The organism is Streptomyces sp. NEAU-174 (assembly GCF_052665095.1).
This window is the reverse complement of the sequence record NZ_JBQTCE010000002.1, coordinates 551,279-568,739: the sequence shown is the minus strand read 5'-3', so window position 1 is coordinate 568,739 and position 17,461 is coordinate 551,279. Positions and strand designations below refer to the sequence as shown.

Here is a 17,461-nt window from a genome sequence, read left to right as displayed (position 1 = left end):
GGGTTGTGCGGTTGTGCGGGCGTAGTGGTTTTCGGGGAGTTTCGGGAATCGGGACGTGGGCGGCCCGCTCCAGGACCGGCCGTGGGCAGCCCGCTCTAGGAGATGAGGAAGTCCGCTTCGCCGGCCTTCGCCGCCTCCAGGAAGGACGCCACCTCCGAGCGGGTGTAGATCAGCGCGGGCCCGGCCGGGTCGGTGGACTGGCGCAGCGCGATCCGTCCGTCCGGCAGTCGCTTGGCCTCGATGCAGGTGCCGCCGTTGGACCCGCTCCAGGGCTTCTCCCAGCCCTCCGTGCCCAGGTCCGTGGCCGGCATTCCGGTGTAGACGGGGTCATGCATCTCAGTGCTCCTTACGCAGTTCGGCCAGGATGGTGCTGGAGTCGCCGATCGGCTCGGCCTGGACCGCCATCCGGTCAAGGACCTCGAGATAGGCGACGACTTCGGCCGGCTTGTCCACATAGACCGCCCCGGTGAGGCTCTCGGTGTAGACGACGTCCGGCAGTTCGGAGAATCCGAAGCGGAAGTAGTGGAAGGGGCCGAACGCCCCGGGGTGCGGTCCCGCCGCGAACCGCATGATCTGAAGCCTGACCTTGGGGACGTCCAAGGTGTCGATGAGGTGGTCGATCTGGTCGCGCATCACCCGCGAGCCGCCGACCGGGCGGTGCAGCACCGTCTCGTCGAGGATGGCCCAGATGGTCGGCGCCTCCGGCTTGGTGAGCAGGCTCTGGCGCTTGACCCGCAGAGCGATCCGGCGCTCCAGCTCCTCCTCGGTGTCATGCGGGAAGCCCATGCGTAGCACCGCTCGCGCGTAGTCCTCCGTCTGGAGCAGCCCGGGTACGTAGTGGGGCTCGTACGCGCGAATGACGGTGGCCTCACTTTCGAGGCTTACGTAAACACTGAACCAGTCCGGAAGCACATCGCGGAACTGATGCCACCAGCCCGGCTGGTTGGCCTCGCGTGCCAGAGCGAGGAAATCCTCCATCTCCGGGCCGCGGACGCCGTAGTTCCGGAGCAGCTCCTTCAGATACGGAATCTTGAGGCCGACTTCCGCCTTTTCCATCCTGCGCACGGTCAACGGGGTGACCTCGATGGCTTTCGCGGCCTCCTCGAACGACACCCTCGCCCGCTCGCGCAGATGCCGCAGACGCTTGCCCAGCACTCTCCGTAAGACGGTGGGGGCGGCGCCGGTCGGCCGTGCCTCGCTCACGTCCGCCTCCCGTAGGAATGGCTGTCATATGCCTGCACAGTGTGCCACGCGATGGATGACACTGACAGAGCGAGCGGAGCGCTTTGAAATTATCAGAACGAAGGTTGCGGGGTGACGGCTTCACCACGCATAGTGAGCACATGACCCATCTCACCCTCGATGGCGAGGGCTCCCAACCACCCATGTCCACAACGTCGTTGAGGCCCCCGGCCGACCGGTGGGCGGCGGGCGACGGGGATCCCAGAGACCGCCGTGGCTCGAAACGGGGACGGTCACGGTGACGCATCAGGCACAGCCGGTAAGCGGGCGCCAAGCCACCGTGGCCAACAGCGCGTTGGCCGCCGCCCTGAAGGAATCCGGGTGCTCCTACGCCTCATTGGCCCTGCGCGTCAATGAACTGGGCCGTAGGCAGGGGCGCGAGTCGAACTACGACAAGGCGTCCGTCACCCGCTGGCTGCAAGGCGGACAGCCGCGCGGCACCACGCCGGAGCTGATCGCCGCCGTGCTCTCCCACCGGCTCGGCAGGCCCGTGGGCCCCGCCGAGCTGGGGTTCATCTCCGACCGACAGCGACCGGTCGTGGCCCGGGCGCTGGCCTACCGGGAGGACGTAAGCGAAACCTTGCACACGCTCGCCGAACTCGGCTCCACCGACATATCCCGCCGCAGCCTGCTGGGTGCGGTGCCCTTCGTCGCCGGCGCGCTGGTGACCCCACAGCGCGAATGGCTGCTGTGGCTGGTCGAGAACCAGGACACCGCCCGGCTCGCACCCGCGGCCGAAGGCGGCCGCGTCGAACAGGTCCACGCGGCGATCAACATGTTCGACGAGATGGACAATCGCTTCGGCGGCGGCCAGGTCCGCGCCAGCATCGTGCTCTATCTCTCGACCGAGGTCGTCCCCATGCTCCAGCAGCGCGGCGCGCCGCCCCAGGAGCGGCGCCAGCTGTTCACCGCGGCCGCCAAGCTGGCCGCGATGGCCGGCTGGAGCAGCTATGACAACGCCGAATACGGCTTGGCCCAGCGCTATATGACCCAGGCGCTGCGGCTGTGCGCCGAGGGCGGCGACCGGGTCCTGGGCGGTCAGATCCTGGCCGGCCTGTCCCATCTGGCGACCAACCTGGGCCAGCCCGAGGCGGGGGTCGAGTTGGCCCGGGTCGGTGTCGCCACCGCCAAGCACGCCGGAAGCCCGCTCGGGCTGATGCGGCTGCACGCCATGGCCGCCCGTGGTTACGCCGCACTGGACCAGCCCCGCGAGGCGTCCAAGTCGCTGCGCGCGGCCGACGCCCAGCTGGAGGCCAGCCAGGGCCCCGAGCAGGAGTCGCCCTGGGTGCGCTTCCTCGACCACCACTATCTGGCCGCCGAGGCGGCGCTGTGCTTCCGCGACCTGGGCAATGCCACGGACGCCGAGCACGCCGCCGCCGAATCCGTGCGCGCCAACGCCGACCGGCGCCGGCGCCAGGCCATCAGCAGATCCGTGCTGGCCACGGCCTACCTCCAGCAGAACCGGCTGGACGAGGCCGTGGGCACCGCGGGCGAGGCACTCGACACGCTCAGCGGGGTGCACAGCGAGCGCTCGATCCAGGCGCTGCGCGACTTCCGCACCCGGCTGCGGCCGCGCCGCGGGGAGCCCATGGTCAGGGAGTTCGAGCAGCGCTCCCGGACCGTGCTGGGCATGGCCGCCTGAGGCATCCGGCCTCGGGGCCCCGCCCCGCCGGAGCCTGGCGTGAAGTCTCCGGCCGCTCCATGTGGGCGGCCGGTGGCGTGTCCGGAGCGCCTCCGCTCGGGGGAGCGCCGGGGGTCAGTAGCCTCCCGGCGTGGGGGCGTTCTGGGCTCGGTCCACGGGCAGATGCGCACCGGAGACCCCGCTCGAGGCGTCCGAGAGCAGGAACGCCACGACCTGGGCGACCTCCCGCGGGGTGACCAGTTCACCGCGCGGCAGCTCGGCCGTGAACCGGGCGTAGGCCTCGGGCTCCTCGGTGCGCATCCGGTCCCACCGCTTCCCGGGGATCAGCATGGACCCCGGGGAGACGGCGTTCACCCGGATCCCGTCCGGGCCCAGCTCGCGGGCGAGTGAGGCCGCGAGATGGATCTGGGCGGCCTTGGCCGCCCCGTACTGCGCCTGGGGCCCCGGCTTCCAGCCGGAGATGGAGGCGATCACCACCACGGAGCCGCCGCCCGCCCGGCGCAGATGCGGCACCGCGGCCCTCACCAGCCGGGCCGTATGACCGACGTTCATCTCCCAGGTCAGCGACCAGTCCTGGGGACCGGAGTCCTCGATGCCGCGGCCGCGGGCGCCGCCGGCGCAGGCCACCACGCCGTCAAGGCCGCTGAAACGTATCCCCGCCGCATCCACGAACCGCTCAAGCAGCTCCGGTTCGGTGACGTCCAGCGCGCGGGTGAACGGCTCCCCGTGCCCCTCGGCGCCCAGGGACGCCGTGAGGGACCGCAGGTGCTCCGGGGTCCGCGCACACGTGGCCAACCGCGCCCCGCCGGCCGCCAGGAGCCGTACGATCTGTTCACCCAGCCCCCGGGAACCCCCGGTCACCAGAACCCGCTTGCCGTCCACACCGGACCGTTCCCCCGGGCCCGGCCGCCCCTCGCGGCCCTCGCTCACGCTTGCCACGTCCGGACCGTACAGCCCGAACCACTACGCCCGTACAACCGGACAACCCCCATGCCCTCTCGCCCGTCGGCCGGTCCAACCGTTTGTCTACTTGAACGGCGACCGATGGCGCTTTGCGCTGCCTTCGAAGGAGGAACCATGCCGGTAACCGGCACTCACCGCGACCGGGCCGTCTCCGTCCGTGGCAGCTGGTCCAGGCGGGTCGGGTGGGGCGTGCGCACCGCCTGTCACCAGCTCAGATGCCACGCCGTCGGTCACCAGAATGCGCTTACCCGCTCACCCGGACATCAATCACCCCATGTGCCCGTATGCCACCAGAGCCCACAGACCGATGAGGACCGTGAGGACCGACACCGTGAGCCGTTCCTGTCCAGGACTGTCGCACCGGCCGGCGTCGGCCGATGAGGAGGGCGAGACGATGGGCCCGAGCCGTGGCGTCGCGGTTTCCGCGAACCGCCCGCGAACCGATCCGGTTACCGGGCGGGCCGCGCCGGGAACCGGCCCGGCCGGCGGCCCGGCCGCCGCGGCGATCCCCGTCCCCTGCTCCGGAGGGGAGAGGACGGTGATCCCGCTGGACACCCGCCGGCTCTTCCGGGCGGAGTTCCCCGCCCTCCCCGACCGCGCCGCCGCGGTGCGCCGGATGGTCGCCGGACATCTGCGCGACTGGCGGCTCGGCGCGATCGTGGACCATGTCGTCCTCGCCACCAACGAACTGTTCGCCAACGCCGTGGAGCACGGCAGCTCCGGCCCCGCCGACACCGTCACCATCACCGTCTCGCTGGAACGCTTCGGCCGTGAGCTGCGGGTGGAGGTGGCCGACGGCTCGCCCGTGGTCCCGGTCGCCCGCACGCCGGAGCCCACCGAGGAGTCCGGACGGGGGCTGGCCATCGTCGAGGACCTGGCGGCCGACTGGGGCACCGAGCCGCCGGACCCCGGCGTCCGGGGGAAGAAGGTGTGGTTCACCCTGCCGCTGGTGGCCACCTCATGAACGCGGGGGCGCGGGGGGAACGCCGGACGCGGGTCACCGTGGAGACCGACGCGGCCGAATGGCTGCTGGCCGCGAGCGACGACCCCGGGCGGGTGCGGCTCCAGTGGGCCAGCGGCACCGGCCTCGCCGATCTGCCGGTGGGCCCCGTCTTCGACCTGGTGCGGATGTGCGACGACATCGGCACCGCGGTGATCCAGGCGCTCCAGCGGCGCGATGCGGCGGGGCCGGTGATGCTGGCCACCGCCAGCCATGTGCTCTCCTTCCTCGTGCCGCCCGGAGCCGCGGCCGAGTGGAAGGTCTGGCTGGCCGGGACGGTGTACGCCCGCCGCCGTACGGTGGCCGCGGCGGGGCCGGGCCGGGTGCTGCGCTGCCCCAGGCCCGGCTGCGTACGGCAGGGCCATGTCTGGCTGATCCGGCCCGGCGGCCCCCTCACCGACAGCCACACCCTGCGCGCCGCCCTCCAGGAGGCCGTCGACCGCCCCGGCCTCCCGGGCGTGCTGTTCCGCTGAGCGCTCCGCGGGAAGTGCCGCTAGGTGCCGTCGATCGTCCGCGGCGCCGTCGTGGCTGGTCCCACGCGGCGGAGCCGCACTTCGACACAGCCCCGCGCCCCTTCGGGGCGCACCGAACCGCAGCCGACTTCCGCCGATCCGCCCAGGGTCTGTCGTCGAGGCAGACGGTCATGGGGGCGAACGCCGCCCCGGCGAGCGCGCCGGAGAGCACCAGCTGTGTGGTCGCCGTGGCCGTCACCAGACCGGCCACGGCGAGCGCGGTGAGCACGGCCATGGCCCCCATCGGCCACCGTTGCTCATGACGGTCCACCAGTCTGCCCCGGAACGGCGCCGTCACCGTGCCGCCGACGCTCCAGGCCCCGGCCACGACCCCCGCGTCCAGGAACGAGCCCGACGAGCCGTGTCCGAGCAGGACGGTGGCCAGGGGAAGACGTCGTTTGTTGTCTGCGGCGCTTTCGCGCCTTCGGCGCAGTTTGAGCATGGGGGCGGCAGGTGGGGGGCGCGGGCCGCGTCGCCGGCCGCCGGGCCGGTGGGAGGTTGGGCCCGGTGGCGGCTTCCGCAGTCGGGGGCTCGGGCCGACGCCGGACAACTCCGCCGGGGGTGGGGTACCCCCCTTGAGATTGCTTGACTTATTAGTTGCGCCAGATCAAGTGTTTTTGAGAGGGGTACCCGGAGGGGCCGCGCCCGCAGTCCGGATCGACCCGGCCCGCGAGCCCGGGCCGCCACTCGCCCCGCCCCCACCGGCCCGGCGGCCGGCGACGCGGCCCCGGCTCCGGCACCCCCGACCCATGCTCAAACTGCGCCGAAGGCGCGAGACGGCGCCGCGCCCAACCGAGCACCTCGAGAGGCGGATTCGGGCCCAGACCGTTTTGCCGACGATGCGCTCCCGGACGCCCGACCAGGGCCGCACGTCGTGAACTACACCGGGTCGGCGGTGAGCGCCGTGGAAACATGCGCGAAGCCGCCGACGGACGAGTTCATCGACGCGGCCGAGAAGGCACTGGACGCGGGCGGGTTGCTGCGTTCCGCGATCAAGTATCTGCGGCTTGAGCGCTACCCGGTGTACTTCCAGGGCTTCGTTCTACAGCGACGCGGGCGGCGGCGAGTGCGTCGAGGTCGCCACCACCCCCACCACCGTCCACATACGGGACTCCAAGAACCCCGAGGGCCCCCGCCTCCACGTAACCGCCACCGCCTGGGCGGACTTCCTGGCCTTCGCCGCCCGCTGAGCCCGGCCGCTCCGGGGTGTCCGGCGGATCTTTCCCCTCCCTGCCCCGGACCGGGGTCTAGACGAACGTCTAGGCCGCCGACGGCGGAGCGAACGCGGCGCGGTGTGCCTCGGCGAAGGCGCGGAACGAGCGGGGAGGGCGCCCGGTGACCCGCTCGACGGTGTCCGTCGTACGGTCCTCCGCGCCGTGCCGGATGTCCTCGTCGAGCCCGGCGAGGAGCGCGGCGAACTCCGGCGGCAGCCCCGTCGCCCTCAGCCTCTCGGCCAACTCCCCGGTCGCCACCGCGGTATGGCGGACCGGCCGCCCGGAGACCTCAGCCACGATGCGCGCCGCCTCGGCGTAACCGAGCGCCTCCGGGCCGGTGATGACGTGTTCCGTGTCGTGCGGACGGTCGTCCAGCAGGGCCCGGGTGGCGACGGCGGCGATGTCCGTCGCGTCGACGAAGGCCACCCTGCCGTCCCCGGTGGCGCTGACGATCTCGCCGTCGCCGCGGATGGCCTGGGCCACCGGATGGTCACCGGTGAAGTTCTGCATGAACCACGAGGGCCGCAGCACCGCCCACTCGGGCACGGTCCGCCGCACCAGCGTGTGCAGCGCGCCGAGGCCGGTGTCCGCCTCGCCGACCGCGGACGAGCTCAGCAGCACCGCACGCCGTACGCCCTGGGCAACCGCGGCCTTAAGGAACGGCTCGACCACGGGCAGCGGCTCGGCCACCCCCAGGGGCGCGACGAGGTAGAGCCGGTCCACGCCGCGCAGCGCCGCCGCGTGGCCTGCCGGGTCGTGCCAGTCGAACCGTACGGCGTCGGCCACGCCCGCCGCGGCCGCGGTCTCGGGCCGCCGGGTGGCGGCCAGCGCCCGCGCGCCCTCCGCGCGCACCATCCGCAGCACCGCGGAGCCGGTGTTCCCGGTGGCGCCGAGGACCAGAACGGTGGGTTCAGCCATGGGTCCGGCCCTCCTCGGAACCGAAGCTCATCTCGTCGAGCATCAGCGGATTCCAGTAGTCGCGGTACGAGGCGATCTCGCCGTCGCGGACGGTGATGACGGCGACGTAGCCGGGGCGGAGCGGGCGGCCGGTTCCGACGGCCACGGCGTCCATCGAGAACTCCACGATCAGCACGTCGGGGTCCTCGGTGAGATGGACGACCTCGTGCGCGACGGCGCGCAGATCGATGTGGTCGGTGTAGTCCCGCACGTATGCGCGCACGGCCTCACGCCCCTCCAGCAGGCGCGGCCGGCCGGGCGGGGCGAAGGGGAACTCCATGGTGCCGTCGACGGCCCACAGGTCGGCGAATCCCATCATGTCGTGGCCGAGCAGCAGCTCCTTGGCCCGCTCGAACACCTTGACGCGGTCGTCCATGACGTACCTCTCCTCAAGCAACGGTTAACAGGACGGGACGGTACCGTCTCGTCCGTACAGCATAGAACGAGACGGTACCGTCCCGTCCATCTGTTAACCTCGGGGTCATGTCGGAGCCCACCCGGCGCCCTCCGAGCGGCGCCGCCACCCTGCGCGCGGACAAGACCGCGGCCATCTCCGAAGCCGTCCTCGACGAGCTCGCCGAGCACGGCTACGGCCGGTTGTCGATGGAGGCGGTGGCCAAACGGGCCGGGGTGGGCAAGAGCGCCCTGTACCGGCGGTGGCCGTCGAAGCAGCGGATGGTCATCGCGGTCGTGTCCGAGCTGAGCGTCGCCCTGGTGGAGCCGCCCGACACCGGGACCCTGCGCGGCGATGTGCTGGCCGGGCTGCGCGCGGTGGCCGACTGGCTGACCCATCCGCGGTTCTCCCGGATCCTGCCGGACCTGATCGCCGAGGCGCAGCGCGACGAGGAGCTGAGCCAGGCCCTGGCCCGCTGCGTCGGCGAGCCCCGGCGCGCCCGGATGACCGATGTGCTGGACCGGGCGGTCGACCGCGGTGAGCTGCCGCCGGACCTCGACCGCGAGCTGGCGCTCGACCTGCTCGGCGGGCTGGTCTACTGGCGTGTCTCGGCCCGTGGCGCGCCCCTGGAGCCCGGCTACTTCGAGCGCGCCGCCGATATGGCGCTGCGGGCCCTGGACGCCCGGCCGCGCGGGGGCTGACGGCCGGCCGCGCGGGGGCTGACGGCCGGGGTGCCCGCCGGGTGGGTGCGGGGTGCGCGCGGGGTGCCTCCTCCGGATGGGGTCGGAGAACAGGGCATGGCGGGGCGCGGCCCCGCATCATCGCTTAGTGACGAGCGATGGTGAGCCGCCGCACGTCCTCGACCCAAGGAGCCCCCATGTCCATCGGCCTCTCCGTCCACATCGGACTCAACCAGGTCGACCCCGAGGCGTACGACGGCTGGAGCGGTGAGCTGGGTGCCTGTGAGCAGGACGCCGTGGACATGGCCGGACTGGCCGACGCCGCGGGGTTCGATGTGACCGGCCCGCTGCTGAGCCCGGCCGCCACCGCGGAGACGGTCACCGCCACCCTGGAGGCCGCGGCCGGGCGGCTGGCCGAGGGGGACATCCTCTTCCTCACCTACTCCGGCCACGGCGGCCAGGTGCCCGACCTCAACCACGACGAGACCGGCGACCGCCTCGACGAGACGTGGGTGCTGTACGACCGGCAGCTGGTCGACGACGAGCTCTTCGAGCTGTTCGGGAAGTTCGCCAGGGGGGTGCGGATCTGGCTGCTCTCCGACAGCTGCCACAGCGGCACCGTGGCCCGGCGGCTGCCCGAGATGCTCAGCCCCCAGGAGCTCGACCGGCGCTTCAGCACCGCCGACCCGCAGGAGGTCGGCCGCAGGATCCGGGCCATGCCGCAGTCGGTGCAGGCCGCCGTCTACCGGCGCGACCGCGAGGTCTACGACCGGATCCAGAACACCCGTACCGCCAAGGACCTCGCCAAGATCGACGCCAGTGTGCTGGAGATCTCCGGCTGCCAGGACAACCAGACCTCGGCCGACGGGATCGTCAACGGGCTGTTCACGGGTACGCTGCTGGAGGTCTGGCGGGGCGGTGCCTTCGCGGGCAGCTACCGCGGGCTGCACCGGGAGATCGTCAAGCGGATGCCGCCCGACCAGACGCCCAACTTCTTCCAGGCAGGTGCGCCGCACTCCGCTTTCGCCCGGCAGCGGCCCTTCACCATCTGAACCGGGATCTGAGACCGTGCCCCTGTCATATCCGTGTGCGGCGGCTCGCCGGGCGAGGTATGACAGTAGGAGGGCACGGCGAGCCGGTGAGGTGCCGGTATGACGACGCATGACCGTGTGGACCAGGAGGAAGAGGCGGCTATCAGCAGCATGGCGACCGGCCCGGGAGGGGTGCTCGACCTGCTGCGGGTCGCTGCCGTGGCCCTGGACGTCGAGGGGCGGATCGCGCTCTGGAGCCCCGAGGCTGAGCAGCTGTTCGGCTACCGGGCGGCCGAGGCGCTGGGACGCCGCGCGGACAAGCTGCTGGTCCACCCGCGGGACCGTCGGGCGGCCGTGGAACTCTTCGCACGGGTGCGGGCGGGCGACACCTGGGCCGGTGTCTTCCCGGTCCGCCGCCCGGACGGCTCCACCCTGAAGGTGGAGTTCCGCACCATGGGCCTGCGGGACGCCCACGGCGAGGGCTACGCCCTCGGACTGGCCGCCGACGAGGGGACCGTACGGCGGCTGGAGACCGACCTGGCCGTCTCCGGCTTCCTGATCAGACAGTCGCCCGTCGGGCTCGCGGTGTTCGACACCGACCTGCGCTGGCTGCTCGCCAACCCGGCCCTCCAGCAGATGAACTCGATCAACGAGTCCCAGGTGCGCGGCCACCGCCTCGGGGAGGTGCTGCCGGGGCTCGACGTCGAGGCCATAGAAGGCGCGATGCGGCAGGTGCTGGAGTCCGGTGAGCCGCTGCTCGACCAGCAGAGCGTCGGCCGGACCCCCGCCGACCCCGACCACGACCATGCCTGGTCGGAGTCGTACTACCGGCTGGAGGACCCCAGCGGCCGCATCCTGGGCATCGCCGTCTCCATCATGGACATCTCCCGGCGGCACCGGGAGACCAGCGAGATCGCCGAGGCGCGCGAGCGGCTGTCCATGATCGCCGACGCGAGCGTCCGCATCGGCACCACGCTGGATCTGCGCCAGACCGCCCAGGAACTCGCCGATGTGACCGTGCCCCGGCTCGCCGACCTCGCGGCCGTCGACGTCCTGGACTCCGTGGTGCACCGCGAGGCCACGCCCCGGGTGTGGACCGACGGCTCCGCCCGCTTCCGGGCGCTCGCCGTCGCCGCCGGGTACCCCACCGCCGCCGTCCACGCGGCGGACCCGGTCGGGGAGATCGCCCGCTACGAGCCCACCCGGCTGATCACCCAGTGCGTCCGCGAGGCCCGGCCGCTGCTGGTGCCGCATGTGACCGAGAAGGACGTACGGCGGATCGCCCGGGACGACGACGCCGCCAGGGTGCTGCTGCGCGAGGGCGTGCACTCGTACATCGCCGCCCCGCTGATCGCCCGCGGCAGCGTGCTCGGCACCCTCAGCCTGCACCGCACCATCAACCCCAGGCCGTTCGACGAGGAGGACCTCACCCTCGCCTGCGAACTGGCCATCCGCGCCGCCCTGTGCATCGACAACGCCCGGCTCTACGCCCGCGAACGCGACGCCGCGCTCACCCTCCAGCGCAGCCTGCTCTCCCAGCAGCCACGCGACCTGGACGGACTGGAGATCGCCTCCCGCTACCTGCCCGCGGTCAGCGCCGCGGGCGGCGACTGGTTCGATGTGCTGCCCCTCCCGGACGGCCAGGTCGGGCTGGTGGTCGGCGATGTCATGGGCAAGGGCATCCACGCCGCGGCCATCATGGGCCAGCTGCGCACCGCCACCCGGGCCTTCTCCCGGCTCGGGCTGCCCCCGGCCCAGGTGCTGTGCCATCTCGACGAGATCACACCCAGCCTGGGGGAGTCCATCGCCACCTGTCTCTACGCGGTCTGCGATCCGCGCACCGGGCGGTGCGAGATGTCCACCGCCGGGCATCTGCCGCCGGTGCTGGTGCATCCCGGCGGCGACGCCGAACTCATCGACATCCCCACCGGCGCCCCGCTCGGCGTCGGCGGCGTGCCCTTCGCCTCGGTGGAGCGGGAGCTGGCCGAGGGCGCGCTGCTGGCCCTGTTCACCGACGGCCTGGTGGAGAAGCGCCATCAGTCCCTCGACGTGGGGCTGCACACCCTGGTCCAGTTGCTGCGCCGCCACCAGGGCCCGCTGGAGCGGATCTGCGACCAGGTGCTGGCCGCGCTGCACGGGGCGCCGGACGACGACGTGGCCCTGCTGCTGGCCCGGCTGCGCCGCCCTCGCCTGCCGGAGACGTCCGTGGTTACCGTGGAAAGTGGCTGAAGAAGGGCCGACCCGTCACGCACTCCATCGATGAGATGACGTCCCCATGGCTCAGCTCGCCCGCCGCTCCGGCGTATTGATCACTCTGGTGGCCCTCGCCCTGGGGACCACGGCCTCCCTCGCCGGCGCCGCGGAGCCGATCCCCAGGCCCACCCCCAAGGTCGCCGTGATCGGCACCGGGGGCACCATCGCGGGCGTCAGCAGGACCAAGGTGTCCTTCGACGACTACCAGGCGGGCAAGCTCCCGGTGTCCCGGCTGGTGAACGACCTCAGACCCGAGGTGAACCGGATCGCCGGCGTGACCACCCAGCAGTTCGGCAACAAGGACTCCAACAACTACACGATCCCCGAGTACCGCCGGCTCACCGCCGCCGTGGACCACGCCCTGAAGTTCAACGACGGGGTCGTGGTCACCACCGGCACCGACACCATGGAGGAGTTCGCGTACTGGCTGGACCTGACCGTCCGCAGCGACAAGCCCGTGGTGCTCACCGGCGCCATGCGGCCCTGGACGGTGATCGGCTCCGACGCCCCGGCCAACCTCTACAACGCGATCCACCTCGCCGCCAGCGGCCGGACCACCTGCTTCGGCACCGTGGTGATGCTCAACGACCAGATCCACGCCGCCCGCGAGGTGCGCAAGTCCGACACCCTGCGGCTGAACGCCTTCAGCGGCGGCAGCAGCGGAGAGCTCGGCGTCATCGACCAGAACCACATCCGCGTCAACCGCGCGCCCGCGCGGGTCGAGCAGTGCGGCAAGCCCGGCTGGAAGACCCCGTTCGACCTCGACCGGATCGCCCGGCGGCCACTGCCGAAGGTCGACATCGCCTACAGCTACCAGGGCGCCGGGCCCCAGGCCATCAAGGCGTTCGCCGACGCCGGGGCGGCCGGGATCGTCACGGCGGGCACCGGGGCGGGCGGTCTCTCCCCGGCCATGACCGAGGCCCGGGACGACGCCGTCAAGAACGGGGTGGTCATGGTCTCCGCCTCCCGCACCGGCTCCGGCGCGGTCTACGACCCCGATGTGCGCGGCGTCATCGGCGCCCAGGACCTGACTCCGCAGAAGGCCCGGCTGCTGCTGCTTCTGTCGCTCGCCACCACGCACAACGAGCACCGGATCCAGAGTTGGTTCCACACGTTCGGCACGGGCCAGTTCACGGTCCGCCACTAGGGGGTGTCCGCCCGGTCTTGGCGCCTGCGGCGGGCTGCTCCCCTCCCCGCCCCTTCCCTCAACTGGGGCTCCGCCCCAGACCCCGCTCCTCAATCGCCGGAGGGGCTGATTTCAGCCCGTCCGGGGTCCAGGGGCGGAGCCCCCCACGCGGCGGAGCCGCATATCGTCAGGTGTCGGGAAGGGGCGGGGAGGGGAAAGATCAACCGGACGCCGCCTAGGGGCGAGCCGCGCTGCCGCGGAACGTGGCGCGGTAGGCGCTCGGTGACACCCCGAGGGCGGTGTGCAGATGCTGCCGCAGTGAGGCCGCGGTGCCGAAGCCCGCGTCCGCCGCGATCCGGTCCACCGGCAGATCGCTCTCCTCCAGCAGCTGCCGGGCGCGCTCGAGGCGCCGCTGGGTCAGCCACTGCACCGGGGTCATCCCGACCTCGTCCCGGAACCGCCGGGAGAAGGTCCGTACGCTCATCGACTCCCGCTCCGCCAGCTCCCGCAGGGTCAGCGGACGGTCGAGCCGGGTCAGCGCCCAGGCGCGGGCCGTGCCCGTGGAGCCGCCGCGCCGCTCCGGCACCGGCCGCCGGATGAACTGCGCCTGGCCACCGTCGCGGTGCGGGGCCACCACCGAGGCGCGGGCCACCTCGCCCGCCACCGCCGCGCCGTGGTCGCGCCGGATGATGTGCAGGATCAGATCGATACCGGCGGCGTCCCCGGCCGAGGTCAGCACCTCGCCCTCGTCCGCGTAGAGGACGTCCGGGTCGAGCGCGACGGCCGGGAACAGCTCCCGGAACCGGTCGGCCTCCTGCCAGTGGGTGGTCGCCCGGCGGCCGTCCAGCAGCCCCGCGGCCGCCAGGACGAACGCCCCCGTGCAGATCGAGGCGATCCGGGCGCCGGGGCGGATCCGGGCGAAGGCGCGGGTGAGCGGGGCGTCCAGCCTGCCCTCGGTCTGTGGCGCGTCCGGTTCGTTAGCGGCCGGCACGAGCACGGTGTCGGCCTCGGCCAGCGCCTCCGGGCCATGCGCGACGTTCATCGTGACGTCGGAGTCCGTACGCACCTCACCGGGGACCAGCGCGCAGGTCACCACCTCGTACAGCGGCTCACCGGCGGCCGAAACGGCGCGGCCGAACAGCCGGTGCGCGATGCCCAACTCGAACGGCAGCAGCCCATGGCGGACCAGCACCGCCACCCGATGGCGGCCGGGGTGGGTGAAGACGGACATGGCGCGATTCTCGCAGACGCGCCGATCCGGCCATCACTCCATCACTTCTTGGCGCGGCTCGGCTGCACCCGCTTCGGCTCCCCCGCCACCTTCGGATGCTCCGGCGGATACGGGAGGTCGCCGAGACCGTGTTCCCGCTCGTCCCGCGCGGCCAGCTCCAGCGCGGCCTCCAGACGGAAGGTGTGCTCGTCCATGTCCGCGTGCACATCGCCCAGCTCGCGGTAGCGCACCGGCATGGTGGCCAGGTCGAAGTCGCGCGGCCGGGCGTCGAGGACCTCCTCCCAGCGCAGCGGCGCGGAGACCGGGGCATGGGGGCGGGGGCGCACCGAGTAGGCGCTGGCGATGGTGCGGTCCCGGGCGGTCTGGTTGTAGTCCACGAAGATCTTCTCGCCGCGCTCCTCCTTCCACCACTTGGTGGTCACCCGCTCCGGAGCCCGCCGCTCCAGCTCCCGCGCGATCGCGATCGCGGACCGCCGCACCTGGGTGAAGGTCCACTCCGGCGCGATCGGGACGAAGACGTGCAGCCCCCGGCCGCCCGAGGTCTTGGGCCATCCGCGCAGCCCCAGCTCGTCCAGCACCTCGCGCAGCTCTCCCGCGGCCCGGACGGCGTCCTCGTAGTCGGTGCCCGGCTGCGGATCGAGGTCGATCCGCAGCTCATCGGGGTGTTCGGTGTCCCCGCGCCGCACCGGCCACGGATGGAAGGTCAGGCTGCCCAGATTCGCCGCCCACACCACGGCGGCCGTCTCGGTGGGGCAGATCTCGTCCGCGTGCCGCCCGCTGGGGAAGGAGATCCGGCCGGTCGGGATCCACTCCGGGAGGTTCTTCGGGGCCCGCTTCTGGAAGAACGACTCCCCGTCCACCCCGTCCGGATAGCGCTCCAGCGTCGTCGGCCGGTCCCGCAGCGCCCGCAGCGCGCCCTCGCCGACCGCCAGGTAGTAGCGGGCGAGGTCCAGCTTGGTGAACCCGCGCTCCGGGAAGTACACCTTCCCGGGGTTGGTCACCCGCACCGTGCGACCGCCGACCGTGAGCTCCACCGACTCTCCCATACGGACACGCTAGGCCCGCCCGCCCGGGGCCGCCTCCCGGCGGGCGCCCGGCCCGCCACAGGAGCACAATCGGAGGTCATGGACCTTCCGGTGATGCCTCCCGTCGAGCCGATGCTGGCCAAGGCCGTGGCCACCATCCCGCCCGGGATGGTCTACGAGGGCAAATGGGACGGCTTCCGGGCCATCGTCTTCCGCGACGGGGACGAGATCGAGATCGGCAGCCGCACCACCAAGCCGCTCACCCGCTACTTCCCCGAGCTGGCCGAGGCGCTGCTCGCCAACCTGCCGCCGCGCTGCGTCCTGGACGGCGAGATCGTCATCGTGCGCGGCGGGCGGCTGGACTTCGACGCCCTGCTGGAGCGGATCCACCCCGCCGACTCCCGGGTGCGGATGCTGGCGGAGCACACCCCGGCCAGCTTCGTCGCCTTCGACCTCCTCGCCCTCGGCGACGCCTCGCTGCTGGACACCCCGCAGCGCGAGCGCCGCGCGGCGCTCACCGAGGCGCTGCGCCACGCCGGGGAGCCGGTGCACCTGGCCCCCTGCACCGACGATCTCGAGGTGGCCCGGCAGTGGTTCGAGAGCTACGAGGGGGCGGGGCTCGACGGCGTCGTGGCCAAGAGCCCCGATCTCCGCTACCGCCCCGGCGAGCGGGTGATGGTCAAGGTCAAGCACGAGCGCACCGCCGACTGCGTGGTGGCCGGGTACCGCGTCCACAAGTCCGGCCAGGGCATCGGCTCGCTGCTGCTCGGCCTGTACGACGACACCGGCCGCCTCCAGCACGTGGGCGTCAGCGCCGCCTTCACCGCGCGCCGCCGCCAGGAGCTGCTGGCCGAGCTGGAGCCGCTGCGCATGGCGACCGTCGAGGGCCACCCGTGGGCCGACTGGGCGCGCGAGGAGGCCCATGCCCAGGGCCGGATGCCGGGCGCGCCCAGCCGCTGGACCGGGGTCAAGGACCTGTCGTGGGTGCCGCTGCGCCCGGAGCGGGTCTGCGAGGTGGCCTACGACCACATGCAGAGCCGCCGCTTCCGGCACACCGCCCGCTTTCGGCGGTGGCGGCCGGACCGTGAGCCCGAGCAGTGCACCTACGACCAGCTGGAGGAGCCGGTCTCCTACGACCTGCGGCAGGTGCTGGGCTCGGCCCCGGGGTCGTAGCCACGCTTGACGCCTGCGGCGGGCTGCTCCCCTCCCCGCCCCTTCCCTCAACTGGGGCTCCGCCCCAGACCCCGCTCCTCAATCGCCGGAGGGGCTGAAATCAGCCCGTCCGAGGCCCAGGGGCGAAGCCCCCCACGCGGCGGAGCCGCATATCGTCAGGTGTCGGGAAGGGGCACAGCCCCAGCTTCGGGGCCCGGGGCAGAGCCCCGGTTTCGGGAAGGGGCGGGGAGGGGACCCAGCCCGCCGCAGGCGCCCCCCAGCCGCTTAGCCGCTTAACCGCCATGCGTCACCGCTTGCCGCCCCGGGCCGGACGCCTGGCCATCCGTACGAACCAGTCGCGCGCCGCCTCGGCGGCCTGCTCCAGGGTGCCGGGCTCCTCGAAGAGATGGCTCGCCCCGGGCACCACATGGATCTCCTGCGGGGCGGCGAGCATCGCGGCAGCCTGCTGGTTGAGCCGCAGCACCTCGTGGTCGTCACCGCCCACGATGAGCAGCACCGGCGCCCGCACCCGGTTCAGCGCGCCGCCCGCGAGATCGGGCCGCCCGCCCCGGGAGACCACGGCCGCCACCCGCTCCGGCCGCTCCGCGGCGGCCGTCAGCGCCGCCGCCGCGCCCGTACTGGCGCCGAACAGCCCCACCGGCAGCCCGGAGGTGGCCGGGTGTCCGTCGAGCCAGTTCATGGCGGCCCCCAGCCGGCGGCCCAGCAGCGGAATGTCGAAGCGCAGTTCGGCGGTGATCGCGTCCACCCGCTCCTCGGCCTCGGTGAGCAGATCGAACAGCAGGGTGGCCAGATCCGCGTCCTGCAACACCCGGGCCACCGCGCGGTTGCGCGGACTGTGCCGGGAGCTGCCGCTGCCGTGGGCGAACGCGACGACGCCGATGGGCTGCTCGGGAAGGGCCAGATCCCCCACGAGCATGGCGTCGTCCGCGGCGATACGGGCGGTCTCGGAGCGCATCGGCCACCTCCTGCCGGGGGTTGCGCGGGCTGGTGCGGTCGCTAGGCGTAGGCCATGAGCGTC

17 protein-coding genes are annotated in these 17,461 nt (G+C 72.8%); 9 read left to right on the top strand and 8 right to left on the bottom strand.

The genetic code is table 11. From position 1 onward, the window contains the following. Positions 1-95 precede the first annotated feature (95 nt). Positions 96-335 carry a DUF397 domain-containing protein gene (locus ACT2CW_RS07240; protein WP_020866552.1) on the bottom strand — a complete coding sequence of 80 codons (240 nt, stop codon included), beginning with the start codon at positions 333-335 and terminating at the stop codon, positions 96-98. A gap of 1 nt (position 336) precedes the next feature. Continuing rightward, complete coding sequence (locus tag ACT2CW_RS07235) at positions 337-1,203, bottom strand: helix-turn-helix domain-containing protein (RefSeq protein ID WP_445515955.1); 867 nt, start codon at positions 1,201-1,203, stop codon at positions 337-339. A 277-nt stretch (positions 1,204-1,480) separates the two neighbouring features. Here ACT2CW_RS07235 and ACT2CW_RS07230 point away from each other — a divergent pair, with 277 nt between their 5' ends. Continuing rightward, a complete protein-coding gene (locus tag ACT2CW_RS07230) occupies positions 1,481-2,884 on the top strand; it encodes a hypothetical protein (protein WP_445515954.1) in 1,404 nt (467 codons plus the stop codon). Positions 2,885-2,998: 114 nt separating this feature from the next. On the opposite strand, the gene ACT2CW_RS07225 is transcribed toward ACT2CW_RS07230, so the two are convergent. Next, positions 2,999-3,814, bottom strand: a complete 816-nt coding sequence (locus ACT2CW_RS07225; protein WP_078559519.1) for an SDR family NAD(P)-dependent oxidoreductase — start codon at positions 3,812-3,814, stop codon at positions 2,999-3,001. A 571-nt stretch (positions 3,815-4,385) separates the two neighbouring features. On the opposite strand from ACT2CW_RS07225, the gene ACT2CW_RS07220 reads away from it, so the two are divergent. The 3 genes from ACT2CW_RS07220 to ACT2CW_RS07210 all read left to right on the top strand — a co-directional run bounded on the left by ACT2CW_RS07220 (position 4,386) and on the right by ACT2CW_RS07210 (position 6,549). Continuing rightward, positions 4,386-4,811, top strand: coding sequence for an ATP-binding protein (locus ACT2CW_RS07220; RefSeq protein ID WP_240813196.1), 426 nt, complete (start codon positions 4,386-4,388; stop codon positions 4,809-4,811). 38 nt (positions 4,812-4,849) lie between these two features. Further along, positions 4,850-5,320 carry a hypothetical protein gene (locus tag ACT2CW_RS07215; protein WP_445515953.1) on the top strand — a complete coding sequence of 157 codons (471 nt, stop codon included), beginning with the start codon at positions 4,850-4,852 and terminating at the stop codon, positions 5,318-5,320. Between the two features lie 1,046 nt (positions 5,321-6,366). After that, a complete protein-coding gene (locus ACT2CW_RS07210) occupies positions 6,367-6,549 on the top strand; it encodes a DUF397 domain-containing protein (protein WP_445515952.1) in 183 nt (60 codons plus the stop codon). Between the two features lie 69 nt (positions 6,550-6,618). Here ACT2CW_RS07210 and ACT2CW_RS07205 read toward each other — a convergent pair whose 3' ends face one another. Together ACT2CW_RS07205 and ACT2CW_RS07200 are read right to left on the bottom strand one after the other, a co-directional pair. Continuing rightward, complete coding sequence (locus ACT2CW_RS07205; protein WP_445515951.1) at positions 6,619-7,491, bottom strand: NmrA family NAD(P)-binding protein; 873 nt, start codon at positions 7,489-7,491, stop codon at positions 6,619-6,621. Continuing rightward, on the bottom strand, positions 7,484-7,906 hold the full coding sequence (locus ACT2CW_RS07200; protein WP_037965570.1) for a nuclear transport factor 2 family protein: 423 nt from the start codon (positions 7,904-7,906) through the stop codon (positions 7,484-7,486). The genes ACT2CW_RS07205 and ACT2CW_RS07200 overlap by 8 nt, the downstream gene beginning before the upstream one ends. A 107-nt stretch (positions 7,907-8,013) precedes the next feature. Here ACT2CW_RS07200 and ACT2CW_RS07195 point away from each other — a divergent pair, with 107 nt between their 5' ends. The 4 genes from ACT2CW_RS07195 to ACT2CW_RS07180 all read left to right on the top strand — a co-directional run bounded on the left by ACT2CW_RS07195 (position 8,014) and on the right by ACT2CW_RS07180 (position 13,035). Next, on the top strand, positions 8,014-8,625 hold the full coding sequence (locus ACT2CW_RS07195; protein WP_445515950.1) for a TetR/AcrR family transcriptional regulator: 612 nt from the start codon (positions 8,014-8,016) through the stop codon (positions 8,623-8,625). A 176-nt stretch (positions 8,626-8,801) separates the two neighbouring features. Further along, entirely contained in the window at positions 8,802-9,656 is an 855-nt protein-coding gene (locus tag ACT2CW_RS07190; RefSeq protein ID WP_445515949.1) for a caspase family protein, read from the top strand. A 99-nt stretch (positions 9,657-9,755) separates the two neighbouring features. Next, entirely contained in the window at positions 9,756-11,864 is a 2,109-nt protein-coding gene (locus ACT2CW_RS07185) for a SpoIIE family protein phosphatase (protein ID WP_445515948.1), read from the top strand. Between the two features lie 46 nt (positions 11,865-11,910). Next, positions 11,911-13,035, top strand: a complete 1,125-nt coding sequence (locus ACT2CW_RS07180) for an asparaginase (RefSeq protein ID WP_164435847.1) — start codon at positions 11,911-11,913, stop codon at positions 13,033-13,035. A gap of 214 nt (positions 13,036-13,249) precedes the next feature. Here the strand turns inward: ACT2CW_RS07180 and ACT2CW_RS07175 are convergent, their stop codons facing one another. Next, on the bottom strand, positions 13,250-14,245 hold the full coding sequence (locus ACT2CW_RS07175) for a GlxA family transcriptional regulator (protein WP_445515947.1): 996 nt from the start codon (positions 14,243-14,245) through the stop codon (positions 13,250-13,252). A 41-nt stretch (positions 14,246-14,286) separates the two neighbouring features. Further along, positions 14,287-15,291, bottom strand: a complete 1,005-nt coding sequence (gene ligD, locus ACT2CW_RS07170; protein ID WP_182469350.1) for a non-homologous end-joining DNA ligase — start codon at positions 15,289-15,291, stop codon at positions 14,287-14,289. 78 nt (positions 15,292-15,369) lie between these two features. On the opposite strand from ligD, the gene ACT2CW_RS07165 reads away from it, so the two are divergent. Then, the gene (locus tag ACT2CW_RS07165) at positions 15,370-16,443 is read left to right on the top strand and encodes an ATP-dependent DNA ligase (RefSeq protein ID WP_445515946.1); all 1,074 of its coding nucleotides are present in this window, start codon (positions 15,370-15,372) and stop codon (positions 16,441-16,443) included. Positions 16,444-16,729: 286 nt separating this feature from the next. On the opposite strand, the gene ACT2CW_RS07160 is transcribed toward ACT2CW_RS07165, so the two are convergent. Continuing rightward, complete coding sequence (locus ACT2CW_RS07160) at positions 16,730-17,398, bottom strand: dienelactone hydrolase family protein (RefSeq protein ID WP_164428256.1); 669 nt, start codon at positions 17,396-17,398, stop codon at positions 16,730-16,732. Positions 17,399-17,461 lie beyond the last annotated feature (63 nt).